Source organism: uncultured Nostoc sp. (assembly GCF_937863485.1).
GTDB lineage: Bacteria > Cyanobacteriota > Cyanobacteriia > Cyanobacteriales > Nostocaceae > Nostoc.
On the sequence record NZ_CALMFY010000142.1, the window covers coordinates 1 to 19392 of the forward strand.

Below are 19392 nucleotides of genomic sequence, written 5' to 3' on the forward strand. Positions count from 1 at the left end.
CCCCCCTCCTCTATCAGGATTGCAGTAGCCCGCGATCGCGCTTTTAATTTCTATTACCAAGACAATCTCGATTTGCTGCAAAACCTTGGTGCAGAATTGGTTTTCTGGAGTCCCTTAGAAGATGCTGCAATACCAAAAGATGTGCAGGGAATGTATTTTGGGGGTGGTTTCCCAGAAGTTTTTGCCCAGCAATTAGCAGAAAATATCAGCGTTCGTGATGCAGTGAAAACAGCAATTTTGAAAGGAATGCCTACAGTTGCTGAATGTGGAGGATTGATGTATTTATGTGAGCAAATTATCGATTTTGAGGGTAAGTCTTGGTCGATGGCGGGAGTTTTACCCACATCTGCTGTGATGGGTGGACGTTTAACTTTGGGATATCGTCGTGCAGTAGCTTTGCAAGATAATCTTTTAGTGAAGGTAGGTACAACTGTTTACGGACATGAGTTTCATCGTTCCCGTTTAACTTTAACTCCCACTCAGCCCCTATTTGAAACTTCTCGTTACGATTGTGACGAAAATATGGGATGCGAGGGATGGGGTTTACCGACAAATGTTCATGCTTCTTATGTTCATCTCCATTGGGGAGAAAGTGGAGAGATACCACAACGGTTTATTAAGCAATGTAAAAGTTAGTACTTTTACGCCAACTAGCAATAAATTTGCTAACATTTGTAAACAATACCATTATTAATATCTCTTTCAGCTTTAAAAAGGTTTTCAAAAGTATAAAGATTGAAAATTGTCTGATGTTCTCGATACTGATGATTATCTCTACAACTTACCTGAATATCATCAATAGACCAGTTGGCAAAACCGATTCCCTTACAACTCTTTAGAACTATCCGTATTCCCGGCATTTGGGTTGTTCCTGTTCTCCAACCTTTGGAAGTAATGTAATAGGACAAGGTTGCTTTAAATTGGTTATCAGCGAACTTGATTAGGATCAATTTCATGTCATCTAAAACAAAATGTTCTTGACTTCTATCAAGTATATTGCTGAAGATACATCTATCATTCCATTTATTGAATTTGCTGAATAAGTCTGGAGTTTCTATAGGTTTAGAACGTTCTAGCCTCTCATAACAAGAAGTTGTCGCTTGTTCTTGAGTAGTATTCATCTTGATTTCACATCCATCTGCTAAAAGTGTTGATAGAAACGACTGTAATCCTACCCCAATAAGGTGTTCTGTCAATAATATTCTTAATAAGTTGCTATAAATTAACCTGAGTTCGACACTTATAAAAGGGCAAAAGGCTTGCTAAATATGAATTTAAGAAATTGGGCAGGTATGATGATGACGAAGATTTATGGAGAATCAGCAAAAAAGTCACAAAAAAACGCCGAGACTAATAAATATCTAAGAAAAATCATAGTCTCGACTATATCTCAATACAGTTCAGTTAAGGCTTAACTAAAGCTTGTGGTAGCAAGTGCCACAGTTAACCATCCACACTCATGTGAACGTCGCAGTCAATCCAAGATGCAATACCAATGCACTCCCTTTAACTGTTAATGCGTTCCGTTACATTAAAAACGCTACGCTTTTACGTGAAACTCTACTTAGTAGTGTTTTGGAACCTGCACAGGAACCAAACCGCTATTTCTCACTCTCTGCTAAAAGCCCCTGGATTTGTCCGTGGGGAATTCGTTACATTCATATCGTCATTCAATCTGCGAATCAGACGGGATAACTCACGAATGATATTCACCGCAATTTCGGGAGTTTCTTCGATCGCATCATAAAGTTGTTCTTGCGTCAGTTCTAAAAATTCGCAAGGTTCCAGAGTAGTTGCGGTGGCGGAACGAGGTTGAGTATCAAATACTGCCATCTCACCAAAGTATTTTCCCTGTTCCACCTCTGCAAGTTGTTTATTCCCAATGTGAACTTTAACTCGACCTGATACGACAATATAGAGCGATCGCCCTTCTTCTCCTTGGCGAAAGATGGTGTAATTAGCTGGAAATGACAGTTCGTTCATCACTGAAGTGAGCCGCACTATAAAATCATCCCGCAATTCCTTAAAAATTGGGACTCGCCGGACAAATAATAAACGGTCAACACTGGTTAGCATAATTACAAGTTAAACATCCAACATTACTATACATTTTCAAACTGAAGCCACGAGATTAGTCATATTAACCGATGTTTAGCACTAGCTGCCAAGAATATCCCAGGCTTAACCGACAGAAATCCACTTAGTAGGGACTTCCAGTTAAAAAAACATCCCATCTCCGGGGCGCAAGGACAAGATCCCCTACAAATGTACAAATAATTTTGGATAATTTATTTTTTGTCAGTCCCGTATATCTTCGAGATCCAGTGTCTCAATGAGCGCCGCGAGATCGTCGGCGTACCTATCCATTTCATTGCTGGTTCCAGGGCTGGCTTGACCGCCCATGTCCGCGACGGTCATGGGCGATCGCGCGATAACCATTGTCTGCTAAGAAGACCAGTTGCTCGTCCCAGGCATCAGCATTAAGCGGGCTTCAAATCTGCGCCGTGCCTCCATCAACAAAGAGTTCGATGCCGTTGACAAAGCTGCTGTCATCGGATGCAAGAAAAACGACAGCTTTAGCAATCTCGTCTGGCGTGCCCACCCGCCCAAGGGGGATATTGTCAGCCTGACTTGCTATAAATACCCTGCACCTGCTCCTCGCTCAGTCCCAGGAGATTGTAGCCAGCAGTAGGCACGACACCAGGGCTGATGGCATTGACACGAATCTTGCGCTCTTTGAGGTCGAGTGTCCAGTTCCGGGCAAACGATCGCACGGCGGCTTTGGTGGCGCTGTAAACGCTGAACGCTGGGGTGCCCTTGATAGAAGTAGCCGAAGCATTGAGAATAATCGAAGCCCCCTCTGGCAACAAAGGCAATGCCTTCTGCACAGTGAAAAGCAGACCTTTGACATTGGTGTTGAAGGTTTTGTCAAAGTGTTCTTCGGTAATCGATCCGAGCGGGACAAGTTCCCCACCTCCAGCATTGGCGAAGATGATATCAAGGCGACCTTTCTCTTGCTCAATCGTGGTGTAAAGGCGATCAAGGTCTGCTAGATTTGAGGCATCGCTCTGAACGCCCATGACGTTTTTACCGATCTCTTTGACGGCGGCATCAAGTTCACTTTGACGACGACCCGTGATGAAGACATATGCACCTTCGGCGACGAATCGCTTGGCAGTAGCAAGACCGATGCCGCTGGTGCCACCTGTAATCAGCGCAATTTTTTCTGAAAGCTTCTGTGACATAGTGATGTTTTTTTTGAATCAGGTTTAGAGACTAGTAAGTCTAGATTACATATCGTTCAAGCTGTAAAGCCACCATCAATCTTTAGGTTGGCACCAGTGACAAAGGCGGCTTCAGGACTGGCAAGATAGGAAACCAAGCCAGCAACCTCATCGCTCTGTCCGTAGCGACCGAGGGCAATTATCTTTTTCAGCCCATCGGCAAAGTCCCCTTCTGCCGGGTTCATATCGGTCTCAATCGGGCCAGGTTGAATGTTGTTGACGGTGATGCCGCGAGGTGCAAGATCACGGGCGAGACCGCGGGTAAAGCTGGCGTTGGCGCAGCCCGCCGTAGGCATCGCTCCCTTAGTCAACGCATAGACCGAGATCCCAGCAAAAGGGGTGGAATCACTGCTGACGCTGCCAATCATGATGATCCGTCCACCCTCACCCAGATGGCGAATCGCCTCCTGAGTTGCCACGAAAACGCCCTTGATGTTCACCGCGACGAGTCGGTCAAACTCATCTATCGAGAACTGGTCGATTAAACCAACAGCGATAACTCCGGCGTTGTTTACGAGGATGTCGAGGCGACCTAAGGTGTTGACTGTCTCGGCGACGGCGTGTTTCACCGCTTCAACATTGGCACTGTCAGCGGCAAGTGCCAAGGCTTTTCCACCTGCCGCTTCGATCGCAAGCACCACCTCGTCGGCTTTTTGGGGTGAACTAGTGTAGGTGAGGGCGACTGCTGCGCCATCGTGGGCGAGACGTTTAGCGATCGCTGCTCCTAGACCGCGTGAACCGCCCGTAACTAATGCAACTTTTCCTGCGAGTGTTTTTCCCATAATTTGCTCTACTGGGCATAATAGTTGCCAATCAAGATTTATTTACCAATCGGTACAAAAAGTATCCCCTGATTAAATCTTGCTGTCAAGGAAGTTTTATACTCAAAGGTATGGAAACGAGAAAGTCTCATAAAGTACAGGGACGTCCTCGCGCTTTTGATATTGACGAAGCTTTAGAGCAAGCTTTGCAGATGTTCTGGCGCAAGGGCTATCTGGGAACATCCCTTACGGATCTAACAGAGGCGATGGGCATTAACCGTCCGAGCCTCTATGCTACCTTTGGCAACAAGGAAACTTTATTCCGCAAGGTGCTTGATCGCTATAGTGATAGGCAAACAGCCTACCTTCGTGAGGCACTTGAGGAGCCAACTGCACGTAGAGTCATCGAGCGGATGATGTATGGTGTTGTTGACTTACTGACTAATCCGTGCAATCCCTCAAAATGTCTCTTTGCACTGAGTATGCTTTCATGTCGAGATCCGGACGATCCGCTCCATCAAGAATTGGCAGAACGCCGAGTCTTAGGCGAGATTGCAATACGCGATCGCTTCGAGCGTGCTTTATCAGAAGGTGACTTGCCGTCTGATATTGATCCTGCTACCCTTGCTCGTTTTGTCGTAACTGTCAACTTTGGGATGTCCGTTCAAGCAGCGAGTGGAGCCAGTCGCGCCCAACTCCTAGAGGTTGTTCAGACGGCATTGCGAGCCTGTCGAATATAAGGGACTACCAAATAATCCCCTTGGGGACTGCTTCCTCCACTTTTTCTCTGATTATCATTCTTATCTAGGCTATGCAGCTTTATTTAATCATTTTTGGGTCATTTATTTTTTTTGTAGTCCCTAAAGTTATTAATCACTTTTATTTATCATTTTAAAAAACAAGAGTATTTGCTCTTATTTGGATGAAAGCCATAATATTGACTTCATGAGCTCCCAAGGTACCTTGCTGAGGAAAAAAACACCAATTTGATTGGAGGCAATCGCCTCTAAAAACTGGGGAACTGGCTGATGACTAGCGAAGATCGGTTGTCCTTAGGTAAAACAGTCACAAAATCTCCTGAACTGCCCTCATTGCCAGAAGCAGAGAAGGACTAAGACAAACAGCATTGAATTATCGTGAGCAAAAATTATGAGTTGGCTAATTAGTACATTTTTTATTGGAATCTCTGCTGCTTTTGCAACCACCTTTGATGACAATTTATACTTGACAGCTTTCTTCGGAAAAGTCAATCGCAGCTTTCGTCCTAAGCATATTGTTCTCGGTGAATTTCTGGGATTCACTACTTTAGTATGTGCTAGTCTCCCTGGTTTCTTCGGCGGTTTGATTATTCCAAGCACCTGGATTGGTTTGCTAGGTTTGCTTCCCATCGCCATTGGTATCAGTAATCTCATCAGTCGAGATGACGAAACAGAGACAGTGCAAGCGGTATCAGTTGACTTAACTCCTGCCAAATCTGGACGGCAGAAGAAATCACTATTGGCAACCATCCGCGATCCTCAAACTTACCGCGTTTCCGCTGTCACCATTGCCAATGGAGGAAACAACATTGGGATCTATGTACCCTTGTTTGCCAGTAGCAATCTTCCAAGTTTAGGTGTAATTCTGTGTACTTGCTACTTGAGTGTTGGGGTGTGGTGCTTACTCTCTTACAACCTGACTCGTAATCCTCTGATGACTCCGGTTTTAACTCGCTATGGTCGAAAAGTCTTCCCATTTGTCTTAATTTACTTGGGACTCTCTATCTTAATTAAAAGTGAATCATATCGACTTTTACCTAGTCTGGCAATGCTTTCCAATTAGGCGTGAGGCGATCGCCTACAGTGGGCGCTTTGCACGATGTCTACGATGGTCACTGAGCTTGTCGTACCCTTACGGGGAAGCAAGCTAGCAAGAGCGTCTCCAAGAGTTGTGCGGGCTATGACGCTCCAATACTCGCTATCGGCGTCGCACCTAATCTGAAAACTTGTTACCTGGGGATACGATGTCTGACGACAAGCTACCACGCGTCTATGCAATGAGCCACTGAAAATTATTGATGGATGCTATGTCCCTCATCTAACCGAAAAATCAGCTTATCGTTTCCCATCCCAAAAGATTTTTTAATCACTTGAATTTATCAATTTGAATCAGAATAATATTTGATGTTATCAATCCATTTATCTAAAGTGAGAAGAAAGCAGATTATTGATCGCTCTTATAAAAGCAAGCTCACCACTACGAATCATCATCGGAAGGAACTAATGAATAAACCAAATCCAAAAAAATTAACTCAGTGGATCGTAACAGCAGTATTTCTGGTACTTATAGCAGGATTTTCTCTGCTTGACCAACCCAGCGTTAGAGCTTTAACACTAACACCATCCATACCTACGGGATCTAAACTAGGTCCAGTAATGCCTCCGGTTACATCGCCAATGGACTCTGTAACTTCCCCAGTAATATCTCCGGTTGCTTTGCCAATAGTGTCTGTAGCAGAAAACGTTAGACGTTTATTACAAACCAATGAATGTGTCGGGTGTAACCTAACTGGAGCAATGCTAAAGGATGTAAATCTGCAAGCGGCAAACTTGGAGGGTGCTAACTTACAAAATGCAGACTTAGAAAGGGCTAACTTGCAGCAAACAAACTTACAAGGGGCTAATTTTCAAGGAGCAGATTTAGGCAAGGTAAACCTTTTGGGAGCAAACCTGTTGGGAGCAAACTTATTTGATGCAGACCTAGAAAAAGCCAACCTGCTGGGAGCAAACCTACAAGCGGCTAACCTACAGGGCGCAGACTTGGAAAAGACAAATCTGACAAATGCAAACATGCAGGGGGTTAACCTGATGGGGGTTGATTTGGAAGATGCTATCAGACCAGAAGGATTCACTATTCAGTAATTAAACTGAAGTTCTTTGGGCAAATTTACTAAAAAACCTCAAAAGCCTGATTCAGTAATGAATACAGGCTTTAATTTTTAAGGGGTTGTACTCATGTAATTGTCAGAGCTTGCGATCGCAACAATAGTAGATAAAGGCACTTCGGCAAAATACTGTTGCTGAAATTGTTCTTCTCGGACAGCGGCTAAAAATCGTTCAACTGCTGCATCAGCAAAGCTTTCTGCACTATCGGTTGGATGCCAGCTAATTTGTAAATAAGGGTCTTGTCCTTTGACTGTGAACCCTAAAGATTTTAAAGCTTTGATTCCTACAAGTAAGGTTTGGTTGCTGATGCCGATTTTCTCTAAAAGTTGGACGCGGGTAACTAGTTGATTTGTACGACTGAGATATTTGGCAATTCCTACAAGAGTCAGCCAAATTTGATTGGGTGGTTGGTGGTTGGGTTTAGACCAAGCGATCGCTAATTGTTGCTGATTGTCAAGCACAGACGCAGAGCGGCTTGTTATTAGACATCGCCGCAACCATGTGCGTAAATTATCCCAATTAGTGGGACAATCTTCGATAATCAGTGCTGTTAGCGGTAGCAGGGCGTTTAGCCCGTCCTGAGTCCTGATTCCTGAGTGTTCCTGATTCCGTAAGTCTAAGATGAGTGGTGTTAGCGATAGCGGGGCGTTTAGCCCATTCCGAGCATTGAGTGCTGAGTTAACACTGGGACGCACGGCAATTAATCTGATTTCATAACGTTTTTTGAAGGTGTTGTAGTCCAGTTCGGCTATGCAATCACACCTTCCTGTGGGTAATTCATCTTTGTAGTGTCCCCACCATATACCAGGAAAAGCACTTCTGCTGGAATGATCCCGAATGTCAAACTCGGTTTTAATGTACTGTACCTTTTTCCCTTGCCAATCCTGCTGATTGCGATGCCAAGCATTTTCAAACCAGCAGTTCTGAATTAGCAATTTCGGAACAGGGTTGCCCATTCCACAAGGTTCTAGTAGTTTCATTTCCAAAAATAACTCTTTCCCCAAGTCTGCTACTGTTACCGTCAAGTCTGCTTGCATGGTAGGCGTTAGGGTTGTACTACCTAAAGATTGCCGCAACTGCTGATTAATCGCCGCTGTAAATAAAGGAATATTCTCCACTAACAAACTCAAACCTGCTGCAAAGGGATGTCCCCCAAAGCGATGTAACAAATGTGCTTGGTCTTTCACTAGTTGGTATAAATCGACGGAATTCACCGAACGAGCAGAACCACGGGCTAATGCGAGTGCTGGGTGCTGAATTCTGAGTTCTGAGTTAGAAGATAAAGGAGTAATTTCTCCCCCTGCTTCCCCTGCTTCCCCTGCTGCTTCCGTACTTAATAAAATAGTCGGGCGACCTGTTTCTTGTGCTACCTGTCCAGCAACTAAGCCCAACACACCCGCAGGCCATTGGGCATCTTCTAGGACTATGACGCTGGTGGTTGATAAGTCTAATTGAGTAAGTTTTTGTGCTACTTGCGCTTGTACATCTTTTTGTAAAGATTTGCGACGGCTGTTTGCGAGTTCTGTAACTTCGGCTAGTTCGTTACAACGTTTGGCATCGCGACTAGTTAATAATTCAACGCAAAAACTGGCATCACCTTGGATGCGGCTGACAGCGTTAATTCTTGGGCCCAAACCAAAGGAAATATCTGTGGGGCGATCGCCATTTTTCTGACACAATTCTAATAATCGCCCCACCCCCGGACGCCGACGCGCTGTAGCTGGCTGCTGAAAATCTGCTTGCAGTCGTTGAATTCCCATCTGTGCCAAATAACGACAATCTCCACTTAACTGCACTAAGTCGGCAATTAATCCTACTGCTACTAAATCTAATAAATCCTCTAAAGGATGTTTTGCAATATTAGGCAGAGTTTGATATAGTGCTTCCACCAACTTATAAGCTACCGCTACCCCAGAAAGATTAAACAGCTGATGTTCCCTTGGCAAATAACGGGGATTGATAATTGCTGCAACGGGTGGGCGTTCGGCGGGTAAGGTGTGATGGTCTGTAACTATTACATCTATACCTAGTTGTTTGGCATAGATAATTTCATCAATATTTGTGCTACCTGTGTCGCAAGTAACAATTAATTTGCAACCTTGTTTTGCTAAGTTATCAATCCCTTGATTATTGAGTCCGTGGGATTCTTTCAGGCGATTGGGAATGTAGTAAATTAACTGAGTATTTTGTTTAAAAAATTCCCCCAATCCATCCCAAAGTACAGATGTGGCGGTAATCCCATCAGCATCGAAGTCTCCCCAGATGGCAATTTTTTCTCTGGCGTTATATGCTTGTTGCAACCGGGCGATCGCTAGGTGCATTTCTTGCCCAAACTCAAACGGACTGGCTGGTTGATAAGCTTTATGGTTGATAAAAGCTGTTAATTGTTGATCATCTTTAATTCCCCGTTGCCACAATAATTGCGCTGCATATATTCCACTTGATAGGGGTGTATGCTGTTTCACCGCTTGGATAAACCACTCTGGGGGTTGTTCGGTCGCTGCTATAATCCACTGCTGTTGTTCTGGCATATAAAGAAAGTTAGGAGTTAGGAGTGAGGAGTAGAGACGCGATTAATCGCATCTGTACAGAAGTTGGAAACTAAAAAGTTAGAGGCTATTGATAAACAAAATATTAAGTAGGGTGTGTTATGCCCTTTATTTGTTAACCTGAGACAAATTTTCTTTCTTTCTTTCTTTCTTTCTTTCTTTGTGTCCTTTGCGCCCTTTGCGGTTCGTTCCTCATATAGTGGGGCTGACTGATATACCGCCCAGAATTGAAGTTCTAGGCTGATAGTTAAAGTCAACTCAAGTGGACTAAAATTTGCCTTTTACATATGATAGTCCTCTACATAGCTGAAAATCCTGTATTTAGTTATCTTAAGAGAACTTTAGTTATTAGCCTCGGAATTTATTCCGAAGCGGAATGGCAACGAAGCCTCAGATTAAAAAAATGTTGATAAGCTTTAAAAAGGAGGGAATTAGAGCATTTTATAAATGGTCTATTAAGAGTTCTAACTCATAACTCCTAAGCTTTGTTAGATTGGAGATTGATCCTCGTTCGTTTGAGATTCATTCACTAGGGGATTGAGGACTACTTCATTGGCGACACTATCGGGTTTCCGGGCGCGAATCGCCGGACGCGATCGCCTGTAACCTGCTCTTTCAGCTTTTTGGTGTTCGTAATCAATTAATCTGCCATAATATTCATGTTTGCTTAAATTCATTGACAAGAAAATATGCTGGCGAGTATTCCCAAAACCTTTGCGGTTAAAAAACTTTAATGCTGAAGTATTGGTGGGGTCAGTGTCTACCAGCATAAACCGCGCCCCATCTTCAATCATCCGGGCGACGACTTTATCAACCAACTTGTCTGCAACTCCCCGACGCTGATACTTCGGACTAACTCCCAGCCATAAAATGTATCCATAAGTCCAGGATGCTTTGGTGATGATGGTTCCCAAAATGAATCCTGCTAATTCCCCGTCTGTTTCAGCCACAAGACAATATTCGGGATCGGTATTGTAAAGTCCAATCACCTCCCATTCGTCCCAGGTGCGGTATAAATAAGGATATAAATCGCTAGTAAATAACCCTTCTCCCAAGTGGTAAATGGGAGCAATGTCATCAATTCCTAATTCACGGACATAAATGGCTTCAGTTTCGTCAAAGCTTGACATAAATTTAGAAGTTGTAATTTCTTTATACCCCTATTGGATTTTACAATCCTCTAATGTATAGGGTTGAGTGAGACTTCTTGAATGCTGTCAAAATTTGGCAATGAGTCTTTCACTGCTTCTTCAGTAGTTTGTGTGCGATCGCACCGTTTGGCAAACTGACAATAATCACAGGTTTTGCTACCCTCCACCACTTGGGGAAACTGCTGGTTATTTTGGTAATTTTCCAGCCAATTAGTTAACTGGCTTAATAATTGATTAAGTTTCTTTGCTGTTAATGTATGTTGAGCAGTATTGTAATTAAACTTAATATTTTGTGGTTTGCCTTCAGATTGGACAAACCAGTAAGTCATCGAAATATTTTCTGGCAAATAGTCGCTAGTTTCTGCCAATACATACAGATAAAGCCGTGTTTGCCAGTTGGATTCTAACTTGCGTTTATTGGGTGGTTTAGGATAAGTTTTCCAGTCGAGAATTTGCGCTTGTTGGTTATCTGCAATCAATAAATCATAGACAACCGTCAGCAAATAATCCTGAACTTGCAGAGTGCGGAAGTGTTCACTTTCACGGAAAGTTTGATTATCAGATGCAGCCGTTAAAATTTCTGGGGCTGCATCGGCAAAAGCTAGCATCCAGCTTTGCAGTTTAGCATCTGCTTGCAGGAAACTATCAATTGGCAAACCCATTTCTCGCTGCTGCATTAGCAAGTGAAAGCGACTACCCAAAGTTTGCCGTTCTTCTTGTTCTGGATTTGAGGGCGAATTGAGTTGTTCTAGATAGGTATGTTGAAATTTACGCGGACAAGCTTCTAGTAAGTTCAGTTGTCCTTGAGACAGTCGCAGTAGTTGAGTGTGAGTTGACAGCATTCTTCTATTTTAGAAGCAAATTATAATCTGCAACTCACCTTTAGCAGGCTATCTGTAAAAAATAGATATTTTTCACTGCCTTCACAGATAGTTTTCATGTCCACTATTTCAACTTATTATCATCTGTCTCATCTGGGTCATTGGAATGTTTAGTTTTTACTTGGGACTTGATTGAGCCAAAGCTGTAAGCCATAACTATTTTAACTATGTCAAAATATGCTGGTTGATTATCTTTGTTAACGATTGCCAAAGAGATTGACCCTGCCACTAAGATGACTAAAAGTGGCGAAAGCGTTTCTCCCCCAGAGCCGTTGCTGTTGTTTGACATGATATAATTTCCTAATGGGAAGCCTTGGGCTAACTTGCACTTAACCCAAGAAAGTTGATTAAACTTCACTACGAACCTAAAATTGCAATCTTGCTGCTGATAATTGAGTGAGGAATCAACTCCAAGACTCAATTATCATGGCGATCGCAAATAGACAAAACAGAGATACTGCTATCTTCACAAACCATATCCATAGACTTGTGGATAACAGCATCCCAACTATTGAGATAGCGCCAAAAACCTGAGATAAAACAAGAGCGATCACTAAACCAAGCAGAGTCAGCAGAAAATACTTGAGTCCCTGGCAAAACCACTTGAATAGTACATTTTCATCATCTTTGAGATTGATTTTCATAGTTTTTGTCCTGTTTTGAGAGTTAAATCTAAGCAGCAGTTAGGGCTAGCTCGACTGTCCTAAAAAAAGAGCCAATACTTTAAAGCACGCAGCAGTCCTACCAAACCTGAATCAAGTTTGAATACCAACAACAGTGGTTTGGGTATTTACAAATGGGAAAAGTAAACTTTTAAATGGATTGCAAAGAAAATTTTGAAATTAAACTTAGGTGCTCAATGCTCGTGATGATGCAGAACGCACACTACGCGCATTAACCCTTAAAATGCAGTTCCTACAGACAACAGACTTTGAATGCTTGGCTTTTCAAAATCGATTAACGGTTCCAGCTTTTGCCTTTCCCTCTTACTCACTAAGTTTGGATAATTGAACCTTAAGCTCACTAAGTGATATAAAAGACTGGCTTGACTCACTTGTAAACCATATTAAAGTAACTTAGTTACCTAGTCAAGTAGAACTGAGAAAATTATTTAAAGATACTGACTCAACAACGCATTTTCTTTATCAGATAATAGTTCAAGTGTCAATCTGGATAGATAATTTTCTCACCTAGTGAGCTAATATTGGAGTGTAGGTAGTTTGTCATAATGTGTGTATGAGTGAGATTCCCGAAGGCTTTCTTTCGACTTTAGCCCAAAAACTGAGTGTGTCTAGCAGTGAGCTAGAGGTGTTATCACATGCTGTTCAAGACAAATCGCCAAATGCGATCGCTCAAGAATTGCATATCAGCGCTGAGGCAGTACGCAAAAGATTGAGCGAGGTTTATAAGAAATTCCAAGTTAGTGGCAGTGGGCCTGGTAAGCTCACCAAGTTACAGCAAGTTATTGAAAGTGAGTATCGCGCATCTTTAGTTACCATGGAACCCATTGCCAACAGTAAGCAAGATTGGGGCGAAGCACCTACTATTCATGATGTCTTCTATGGAAGAAAAGACGAACTGTCTACGCTCAACAAGTGGATTGTTGATGATAAGTGCCGATTAGTAGCACTATTAGGCATGGGAGGAATTGGCAAAACAGCTTTGTCTGTGAAACTAGCAGACAAGGTTCAGGATAATTTTGAGTGCCTAATTTGGCGAACTCTCCGTAATGCTCCACCTATCGAAGAAATATTGGCGAACCTGCTCCGATTTTTACCTGGTGAGAAAGAAACTGATTTGCCAAAAACAGTAGATGAGCGAATAACGCTGCTAATTAAATGTTTCCGAAAGCACCGTTGTCTTGTAGTGTTGGATAATGCAGAGACAATTTTGGAAGAAGGCATACGCGCCGGACATCATTATAGAGAAGGATATGAAGGTTATGGTGAGCTACTCAAACGGGTAGGAGAAGAACCTCATAAAAGCTGCTTAGTGCTAACTTCTCGCGAAAAACCTAAAGAATTTGCACCTTTAGAGGGAGATGCATCACCAGTCAGAACATTATCACTAGACGGATTGGGAGAAACAGAAGGGCAAAAAATTCTTATAGACAAAGGTTTGTCTGATTTACCTACTAACGGGCCAAAACTGGTTAAGAATTATTCGGGTAATCCTTTGGCATTAAAGCTAGTCTCTGAGACAATCCGGGAATTATTTAATGGTAATATCGCTGCCTTTTTAGATCAAGGAGAGATAATTTTTGGCGACACCCGTAATTTACTAGATCAGCAGTTCGAGCGTACATCGGATCTAGAAAAAGAAATCATCTACTGGTTAGCAATTAAGCGTGAAGCCGTTTCACTAGAAGATTTGCTAGATGATATTGTGCGTCTGGTGGGAAAAAGGGAATTACTGGAGGCAGTAGAATCACTACGCAGGCGATCGCTCATTGATAAAAGTAAGAAAATATTTGCACTCTTCACCCTGCAACCTGTGGTGATGGAATACATCATAGACCGATTGATAAAGGAGGTTTCTCAAGAAATTGACAGTGGTAAAATTGCTTTCTTTAGGAGTCATACTCTCATGGTAGCTAGTGCCAAAGATTATATTAGAGATACTCAAATTCGTTTAATTATCAAGCCAATTATAGACAGATTGCTAAATATTTTTAGAAATCAAAAAAATCTTGAAAACAAGCTACTTCAAATTATTAATAACCCGCTTAATAAATTTCTTGTTACATCAGGATATGCAGGAGGGAACATTCTCAATATCTTGTGTCAATTACAGACAGATTTAACTGGTTATAATTTTTCTGAGCGGGCTGTTTGGCAAGCTTATTTGCGGGGGATAAATTTACATCATGTAAATTTTGCTAAGTCCGATTTAACAAAATCAGTTTTTACTGAAACCTTCGGAAGTATTTTGTCTGTTGCCTTTAGCCATAATAGAGAACTTTTAGCTACAGGCGATGCTAATGGTGAGATTCGTTTGTGGCAGGTTGCAGATGGTAAACAAATTTTAGCTTGTCAGACTTATACTCGTATTGGTTGGGTACGGTCAGTTGCCTTTAGTCCAGATGGTAAAACTCTCGCTAGTGGTAGTATCGACAAAACAGTACGCTTTTGGGATGTTAGCACAGGCAAATACTACCAAACGCTCAAACATGATGATTGTGTATCCTCCATTGCTTTCAGTCCAGATGGAAGGACACTGGTTACTGGTAGTGATGACCAAAAAGTTAGGTTATGGGATGTCAACAACGGTGTGTGTCTGAAAACTTTCACAGGACACAGTGGTAGAGTCTGGTCAGTTGCATTCAGTCCTAATGGTCAGACTCTTGCTAGTGGCAGTGGAGACCGCACAGTGCGACTATGGGATGTAAGCACAGGTGAATGCCGACTCATTTTGCCTGGACATAAAGATTGGATATGGTCAGTCGCTTTTAATCTGGATGGTCAGACTCTTGCTAGTGCCAGTCTAGACGACACAGTGAAACTCTGGGATCTTAGCACAGGTGAATGCCGCCTCACTTTGCAGGTGCATTCTAAAGGTGTCTGGTCTGTGGCTTTTAGTCCTGATGGTAAGACTTTAGCTAGTGGTGGTCAAGATGGAACAATTAAGCTTTGGGATGTCTTAACGGGAGAGTGCTTGAAAACACTGCGATCGCCCAGACCCTATGAAGGAATGAATATCACCGGGGTTACAGGCTTAACCGCAGCGCAGTTAGTAACACTAAAAGCTTTAGGATCTGTGGAAGATGGAGAGCAAAAATAAAAGGTAAAAGGGTGAACTTTACGTTTTTGTTTCATCCCCTTTACCTTTTTTATGTACCTGATGCTTATTTTATGTTAGCCCTTGCGTCCTTCACTGCGGCAAAGAAAAAGAATCCGGTGAGTGGAATGCTCAATGCCAAAATAATCGCCGTGACTTGGACACCCAAATCTGGATGTCCGTAACTAAGCTCAAAAATCGAACCGACGGCTGCGATCGCACTTACACAAGAACCACCCAGAAATAAACCGCTTTTTGGAGTTAAATACACTACTAGTCCCCTATGCTATTGGTTTCACCGCTTGATACGAGAAGCCATTCTTAGATAGCTCCTGGACTAAAGTCAAGGAGTTTTCCACACGGTCTACAAATACCACGCCGTTAAGGTGATCCATTTCGTGCTGAATGCAGCGTCCCAGGAGGTCATTAGCCTTTAATGTCCGGGGACGGCCGTATTCGTCTTTATAGGCTATTTCCACGACTTCGGGGCGCTTTACATCCAGGTATACATTGGGTATGCTCAAGCATCCTTCTTGGGCAACAGAGATATCGCGGCTTACTTGTTTAATCGTGGGGTTAATCAGCACCAAAGGCGGATTAGCTGCATTCTCTGGTTCCAGGTCGATGACAATTAGTTGTTTGTGAATTCCCACTTGGGATGCAGCCAAACCAATGCCATCTTTGCTATACATAGTTTGCAACATTTCGCGCACCACTTGACGGAGTTCGTCATCTACTTTAGAAATCCGCTTTGCTGCTTGACGCAGCACGCGATCGCCTAAATAATGAAGTTCCAAAGGTGGATTTTTTAACTTTTTTTTCTCTACAGCAATTTCAGAGGGCATGAGTCTTGATGGCTAGATGGTGAAAATTCCTACTTTAATTCTATCAAGCTCGTCACTAGTCAGTTATGAGTGCTGAGTTATAAGTTATGAGTTATGAGTTATGAATTTTTGACTGGGGTGACGTGTGTTTAAATCTTTTACAAAACTTGACTATTTGCTCAAAGAAACTTTCCTCGGTTTATTGCGGGGAGGTTGGATGAATTGGGCAGCTATAAGTACTGTTACGGTGTTACTGTTTTTATTCGGCTTGAGTTTGCAAACCTCTTGGCAAGTCGAAAAACTCCTTTACCAGTTTGGTAGCCAGTTAGAAGTATCAGTTTATCTCGAACCGGATACGCGGGCCGAAAACATTCAGCCACTGATCGCAAAAATCCCAGAGGTAGCGGCGATACAAACTATTACCAAACAGGAAGCTTGGACTAAGTTAGTTAAGGAAATGAGAATTTCTGATATTGAGAGTGCTACCCAGCAGCTAGGTGAGAATCCTCTGGTTGATGAGATGAAGGTGAAAGCTCGTAATTCTCAAGTTGTACCAACTTTAGCAACCCAGCTGGCTAAGTTACCCGGAGTTGATACGGTGCAGTATGTTGATGAAGCAGTAAAACGCATTGCCCAGTTGCACCAAGGTCTGAACTGGATTACTTTAATAATTACAATTATTCTGACTTTAACAGCGATCGCAGTGACTACTACGACAATTCGCCTGATTGTCATGGCGCGACGCCAGGAAATTGAAATTATGCAACTAGTGGGAGCAACTTCGGCTTGGATCTACCTGCCGTTTATTTTACAAGGAATTACCTTTGGCTTAGTTGGTGGTGCGATCGCTTGGAGTTTCATTTCTGTGATTCAACAGTTTCTCGGTAAGTTGCTAGCTAATCAACCTGAGTTTATTCAAGCTATCACCAACGGGGTACAACTCACTCCAGCCCAAATTTTATTATTGCCCCTGATTCTCTTGAGTTTCGGTGCAGCTGTAGGATTAATGGGAAGCTTATTTGCAGTCCGACGTTTTGCTAAAGGTTAGGCATTAGGCATGGGGGGAAAATCGTTATGAAATCGCAATGGGAATGTTTTCTGCAAAATCTCGGTGTCTGGGAAGGTTCATTTACCAGGTTTTCTCCTCAAGGTACACTTTTGAACGATACTCCTAGCCGTCTTTCGCTGGAGGGTTTGAACAATAACCAGATAGTGCGCCTAACTCTGAGCCGTTCGGGACAAGATGATGTCAAGAGAGAATATAGTTCTGTGGGAGGGAGTGTGCTGTTTTTTGAAAATGGTTCATTTTCTGAAGGTTTAATTCAGCTAGGGCCATTTTCAGAATTCGGTGGAGAATTAGCTTTTGTTCATGAAAATCGCCGCTTACGTCTGGTACAAGTGTTTGATAAAAACGGTCAGCTAAATGGACTAACTCTCATTCGAGAACATCTAGCTGGAACACAAACAGCAGAACGTCCACCCTTGCAGATAAATGACTTGTTGGGAGAATGGCTTGGTGAAGCAGTGACAATATATCGAGATTTGCGTTCGCCTGATATTTACTCTACAACTTTGAAAATACAACTTGATGATACTGGGCGATTAATTCAAAGTACTTCTTTTGGGGAACGGACAATTACTTCAACTGCTACTATCAAAGGTTCCATCGTTCTCTTTGACCAAGATCCCCAAAAGCAAATACAAGTCTTATTGTTACCTGATGGTGCTTCTGCAACTTCTCCTCTGAAGGTGCAGTTACGTCAACCCTTATTCTTGGAAGCGGGTTGGTTAATCCAACCAAACCTGCGCCAGCGGATGATTCGCAGCTATAACGAGAAAGGCGAATGGGTTAGTCTGACATTAGTTACTGAAGAAAGGGTGTAAAAAAATTGTGCAGCAGAGCTTATAAGCCTGTAAGGGTTGACTCGTAATCCGTCGTACAAGGGACACAGGAAATTATAAAATTCTTTTATTACCAACTATTTTGGGGAATAGTAGTGATTATTACAATTCCTGCAACTTAATGATATTAGGTTTAGTGTAAATCTTTGTTGAGCTTATATATTTGTAAGCTGATCACAAAACTAAAATGAGTGTTTTCTTCTCAGATGAGGCGATCGCTAGGTTAATTCAGGAAGATGTTCCCTACCTAGATTTGACAACCTACGGACTTGGCATTGGCAAGCAACCCGGTGAAATCGAGTTTTCTACCCGTCATCCGATGACCATTTGCGCTACTGAAGAAGCAGCCAGAGTATTAAAATATTGTGGTGCCGAAGTTCATTATCAAGTGGAAAGTGGTACAGTCTGCCAGGAAAAGCAATTAATTCTTCAAGCTAGTGGCACTGCTCAAGCTTTGCATAGTGGCTGGAGAGTTGCTTTAAATTTGATGGAATATGCCTCCGGTATTGCTTCACGTACCAGAGTATTAGTAGATACTGCCAAAACAGTGAATCAGTCTGTTTCTATTGTGACTACTCGTAAATGTTTTCCAGGTACTAGAGCGCTTTCCATCAAAGCAGTTCTAGCTGGCGGGGGCTTTTTTCATCGCTTAGGATTATCTGAAACAGTTCTGATATTTAACCAACACCTAATATTCCTGGGAGGTATAGCTGGGCTAATTGAGCGCATGAATGAACTACGACAACAGTTTCAGGAACAACTTATTTGCGTTGAAGTAGATGCACCAACAGATGCCTGGATGCTTGCTCAAGCAGGTGTAGATTTAATTCAGTTTGATAAAATTCCCCTACCAGACCTTGAGCCTCTGGTTTTGAAGTTGAAGCAGCAGTATCCGAACTTAAAACTAGCGGTGGCTGGTGGTATTACCTCTGAAAATATAAAAGATTATGCAAGCACTGGTGTAGATATTTTAGTCACAAGTTCACCATACTTTGGTAAACCGTGCGATATTGCAGTCAAAATGACGATGGCACAGTAGTGCATTTTTAATTTATAAATTGGGAGAAAGAGAGGCAATTTCAAAGTCCCTCTTCCAGGCTTGGGAGAGGGATTTAGGGTGAGTGCTTTTAATTCATGCAAGAAGTCTATTCACTGGAATTTCCAATTTACAGGTGAGTCTCACTTATAAACCAATACAGTTCAGTTAAGCATTTTTTCCTTCTCTCTGTGTTCTCGACGCCTCTGCGCCCGGATTTCTCACCACATCTCTCAAAACCTTGTACTCTTGAGCAGGGGAGCAGGGGAGCAGAGGAGAGTTATTGTACAAGTTCTTTCCCCT

18 protein-coding genes and 2 pseudogenes are annotated in these 19392 nt (G+C 42.6%); 9 read left to right on the top strand and 11 right to left on the bottom strand.

The window, feature by feature from the left end; all coding sequences use genetic code 11:
- Window positions 1-636: pseudogene (locus Q0541_RS18605) on the top strand (cobyrinic acid a,c-diamide synthase); the annotation flags it as partial.
- A 29-nt stretch (window positions 637-665) separates the two neighbouring features.
- On the opposite strand, the gene Q0541_RS18610 reads toward Q0541_RS18605, so the two are convergent.
- Both Q0541_RS18610 and Q0541_RS18615 read right to left on the bottom strand, forming a co-directional pair.
- Window positions 666-1121 carry a hypothetical protein gene (locus tag Q0541_RS18610; protein ID WP_298913319.1) on the bottom strand — a complete coding sequence of 152 codons (456 nt, stop codon included), beginning with the start codon at window positions 1119-1121 and terminating at the stop codon, window positions 666-668.
- A gap of 487 nt (window positions 1122-1608) precedes the next feature.
- A complete protein-coding gene (locus Q0541_RS18615) occupies window positions 1609-2076 on the bottom strand; it encodes a Crp/Fnr family transcriptional regulator (protein ID WP_273761982.1) in 468 nt (155 codons plus the stop codon).
- 219 nt (window positions 2077-2295) lie between these two features.
- On the opposite strand from Q0541_RS18615, the gene Q0541_RS18620 reads away from it, so the two are divergent.
- A complete protein-coding gene (locus tag Q0541_RS18620; protein WP_298913328.1) occupies window positions 2296-2484 on the top strand; it encodes a hypothetical protein in 189 nt (62 codons plus the stop codon).
- A gap of 7 nt (window positions 2485-2491) precedes the next feature.
- On the opposite strand, the pseudogene Q0541_RS18630 reads toward Q0541_RS18620, so the two are convergent.
- Together Q0541_RS18630 and Q0541_RS18635 are read right to left on the bottom strand one after the other, a co-directional pair.
- Window positions 2492-3245, bottom strand: a pseudogene (locus Q0541_RS18630) (SDR family oxidoreductase).
- A 56-nt stretch (window positions 3246-3301) separates the two neighbouring features.
- Window positions 3302-4066 carry a 3-oxoacyl-ACP reductase family protein gene (locus Q0541_RS18635; protein WP_298913337.1) on the bottom strand — a complete coding sequence of 255 codons (765 nt, stop codon included), beginning with the start codon at window positions 4064-4066 and terminating at the stop codon, window positions 3302-3304.
- Between the two features lie 110 nt (window positions 4067-4176).
- Here Q0541_RS18635 and Q0541_RS18640 point away from each other — a divergent pair, with 110 nt between their 5' ends.
- The 3 genes from Q0541_RS18640 to Q0541_RS18650 all read left to right on the top strand — a co-directional run bounded on the left by Q0541_RS18640 (window position 4177) and on the right by Q0541_RS18650 (window position 6945).
- Window positions 4177-4785, top strand: a complete 609-nt coding sequence (locus Q0541_RS18640; protein WP_298913340.1) for a TetR/AcrR family transcriptional regulator — start codon at window positions 4177-4179, stop codon at window positions 4783-4785.
- A 409-nt stretch (window positions 4786-5194) separates the two neighbouring features.
- Complete coding sequence (locus tag Q0541_RS18645) at window positions 5195-5866, top strand: cadmium resistance transporter (protein ID WP_298913343.1); 672 nt, start codon at window positions 5195-5197, stop codon at window positions 5864-5866.
- Window positions 5867-6306: 440 nt separating this feature from the next.
- Window positions 6307-6945, top strand: coding sequence for a pentapeptide repeat-containing protein (locus Q0541_RS18650; protein WP_298913346.1), 639 nt, complete (start codon window positions 6307-6309; stop codon window positions 6943-6945).
- Between the two features lie 77 nt (window positions 6946-7022).
- Here the strand turns inward: Q0541_RS18650 and Q0541_RS18655 are convergent, their stop codons facing one another.
- From Q0541_RS18655 to Q0541_RS18675, 5 genes are all read right to left on the bottom strand, one after another.
- Window positions 7023-9500, bottom strand: a complete 2478-nt coding sequence (locus Q0541_RS18655; RefSeq protein ID WP_298913349.1) for a DHH family phosphoesterase — start codon at window positions 9498-9500, stop codon at window positions 7023-7025.
- A 506-nt stretch (window positions 9501-10006) separates the two neighbouring features.
- Window positions 10007-10648 carry a GNAT family N-acetyltransferase gene (locus Q0541_RS18660; RefSeq protein WP_298913352.1) on the bottom strand — a complete coding sequence of 214 codons (642 nt, stop codon included), beginning with the start codon at window positions 10646-10648 and terminating at the stop codon, window positions 10007-10009.
- A gap of 50 nt (window positions 10649-10698) precedes the next feature.
- Window positions 10699-11511, bottom strand: a complete 813-nt coding sequence (locus Q0541_RS18665) for a PD-(D/E)XK nuclease family protein (protein ID WP_298913355.1) — start codon at window positions 11509-11511, stop codon at window positions 10699-10701.
- Between the two features lie 103 nt (window positions 11512-11614).
- A complete protein-coding gene (locus Q0541_RS18670; RefSeq protein ID WP_298913358.1) occupies window positions 11615-11839 on the bottom strand; it encodes a hypothetical protein in 225 nt (74 codons plus the stop codon).
- Between the two features lie 115 nt (window positions 11840-11954).
- Window positions 11955-12194: a hypothetical protein gene (locus Q0541_RS18675; RefSeq protein ID WP_298913361.1), complete on the bottom strand. Its 240-nt coding sequence runs from the start codon at window positions 12192-12194 to the stop codon at window positions 11955-11957.
- A gap of 592 nt (window positions 12195-12786) precedes the next feature.
- Between Q0541_RS18675 and Q0541_RS18680 the strand changes: the two genes are divergently transcribed.
- Window positions 12787-15330, top strand: a complete 2544-nt coding sequence (locus Q0541_RS18680) for an NB-ARC domain-containing protein (protein WP_298913364.1) — start codon at window positions 12787-12789, stop codon at window positions 15328-15330.
- A gap of 64 nt (window positions 15331-15394) precedes the next feature.
- Here Q0541_RS18680 and Q0541_RS18685 read toward each other — a convergent pair whose 3' ends face one another.
- Both Q0541_RS18685 and def read right to left on the bottom strand, forming a co-directional pair.
- Window positions 15395-15598 carry a hypothetical protein gene (locus Q0541_RS18685; protein ID WP_298913367.1) on the bottom strand — a complete coding sequence of 68 codons (204 nt, stop codon included), beginning with the start codon at window positions 15596-15598 and terminating at the stop codon, window positions 15395-15397.
- 10 nt (window positions 15599-15608) lie between these two features.
- On the bottom strand, window positions 15609-16172 hold the full coding sequence (gene def / locus Q0541_RS18690) for a peptide deformylase (RefSeq protein WP_273762007.1): 564 nt from the start codon (window positions 16170-16172) through the stop codon (window positions 15609-15611).
- A gap of 124 nt (window positions 16173-16296) precedes the next feature.
- Here def and Q0541_RS18695 point away from each other — a divergent pair, with 124 nt between their 5' ends.
- The 3 genes from Q0541_RS18695 (at window position 16297) to modD (ending at window position 19092) form a co-directional block, all read left to right on the top strand.
- Window positions 16297-17199 carry an ABC transporter permease gene (locus Q0541_RS18695; RefSeq protein WP_298913371.1) on the top strand — a complete coding sequence of 301 codons (903 nt, stop codon included), beginning with the start codon at window positions 16297-16299 and terminating at the stop codon, window positions 17197-17199.
- Window positions 17200-17225: 26 nt separating this feature from the next.
- The gene (locus tag Q0541_RS18700; RefSeq protein WP_298913374.1) at window positions 17226-18035 is read left to right on the top strand and encodes a DUF3598 family protein; all 810 of its coding nucleotides are present in this window, start codon (window positions 17226-17228) and stop codon (window positions 18033-18035) included.
- A 205-nt stretch (window positions 18036-18240) separates the two neighbouring features.
- Window positions 18241-19092: a ModD protein gene (modD, locus tag Q0541_RS18705; protein ID WP_298913377.1), complete on the top strand. Its 852-nt coding sequence runs from the start codon at window positions 18241-18243 to the stop codon at window positions 19090-19092.
- The last annotated feature ends 300 nt before the right edge of the window (window positions 19093-19392 follow it).

What these genes read in the sequence shown, in the direction of transcription:
- Q0541_RS18610 (WP_298913319.1), bottom strand. Translation starts at nt 1,121, where the DNA reads ATGAATACTACTCAAGAACAAGCGACAACTTCTTGTTATGAGAGGCTA.
- Q0541_RS18615 (WP_273761982.1), bottom strand. Translation starts at nt 2,076, where the DNA reads ATGCTAACCAGTGTTGACCGTTTATTATTTGTCCGGCGAGTCCCAATT.
- Q0541_RS18635 (WP_298913337.1), bottom strand. Translation starts at nt 4,066, where the DNA reads ATGGGAAAAACACTCGCAGGAAAAGTTGCATTAGTTACGGGCGGTTCA.
- Q0541_RS18640 (WP_298913340.1), top strand. Translation starts at nt 4,177, where the DNA reads ATGGAAACGAGAAAGTCTCATAAAGTACAGGGACGTCCTCGCGCTTTT.
- Q0541_RS18645 (WP_298913343.1), top strand. Translation starts at nt 5,195, where the DNA reads ATGAGTTGGCTAATTAGTACATTTTTTATTGGAATCTCTGCTGCTTTT.
- Q0541_RS18650 (WP_298913346.1), top strand. Translation starts at nt 6,307, where the DNA reads ATGAATAAACCAAATCCAAAAAAATTAACTCAGTGGATCGTAACAGCA.
- Q0541_RS18655 (WP_298913349.1), bottom strand. Translation starts at nt 9,500, where the DNA reads ATGCCAGAACAACAGCAGTGGATTATAGCAGCGACCGAACAACCCCCA.
- Q0541_RS18660 (WP_298913352.1), bottom strand. Translation starts at nt 10,648, where the DNA reads ATGTCAAGCTTTGACGAAACTGAAGCCATTTATGTCCGTGAATTAGGA.
- Q0541_RS18665 (WP_298913355.1), bottom strand. Translation starts at nt 11,511, where the DNA reads ATGCTGTCAACTCACACTCAACTACTGCGACTGTCTCAAGGACAACTG.
- Q0541_RS18670 (WP_298913358.1), bottom strand. Translation starts at nt 11,839, where the DNA reads ATGTCAAACAACAGCAACGGCTCTGGGGGAGAAACGCTTTCGCCACTT.
- Q0541_RS18675 (WP_298913361.1), bottom strand. Translation starts at nt 12,194, where the DNA reads ATGAAAATCAATCTCAAAGATGATGAAAATGTACTATTCAAGTGGTTT.
- Q0541_RS18680 (WP_298913364.1), top strand. Translation starts at nt 12,787, where the DNA reads ATGAGTGAGATTCCCGAAGGCTTTCTTTCGACTTTAGCCCAAAAACTG.
- def (WP_273762007.1), bottom strand. Translation starts at nt 16,172, where the DNA reads ATGCCCTCTGAAATTGCTGTAGAGAAAAAAAAGTTAAAAAATCCACCT.
- Q0541_RS18700 (WP_298913374.1), top strand. Translation starts at nt 17,226, where the DNA reads ATGAAATCGCAATGGGAATGTTTTCTGCAAAATCTCGGTGTCTGGGAA.
- modD (WP_298913377.1), top strand. Translation starts at nt 18,241, where the DNA reads ATGAGTGTTTTCTTCTCAGATGAGGCGATCGCTAGGTTAATTCAGGAA.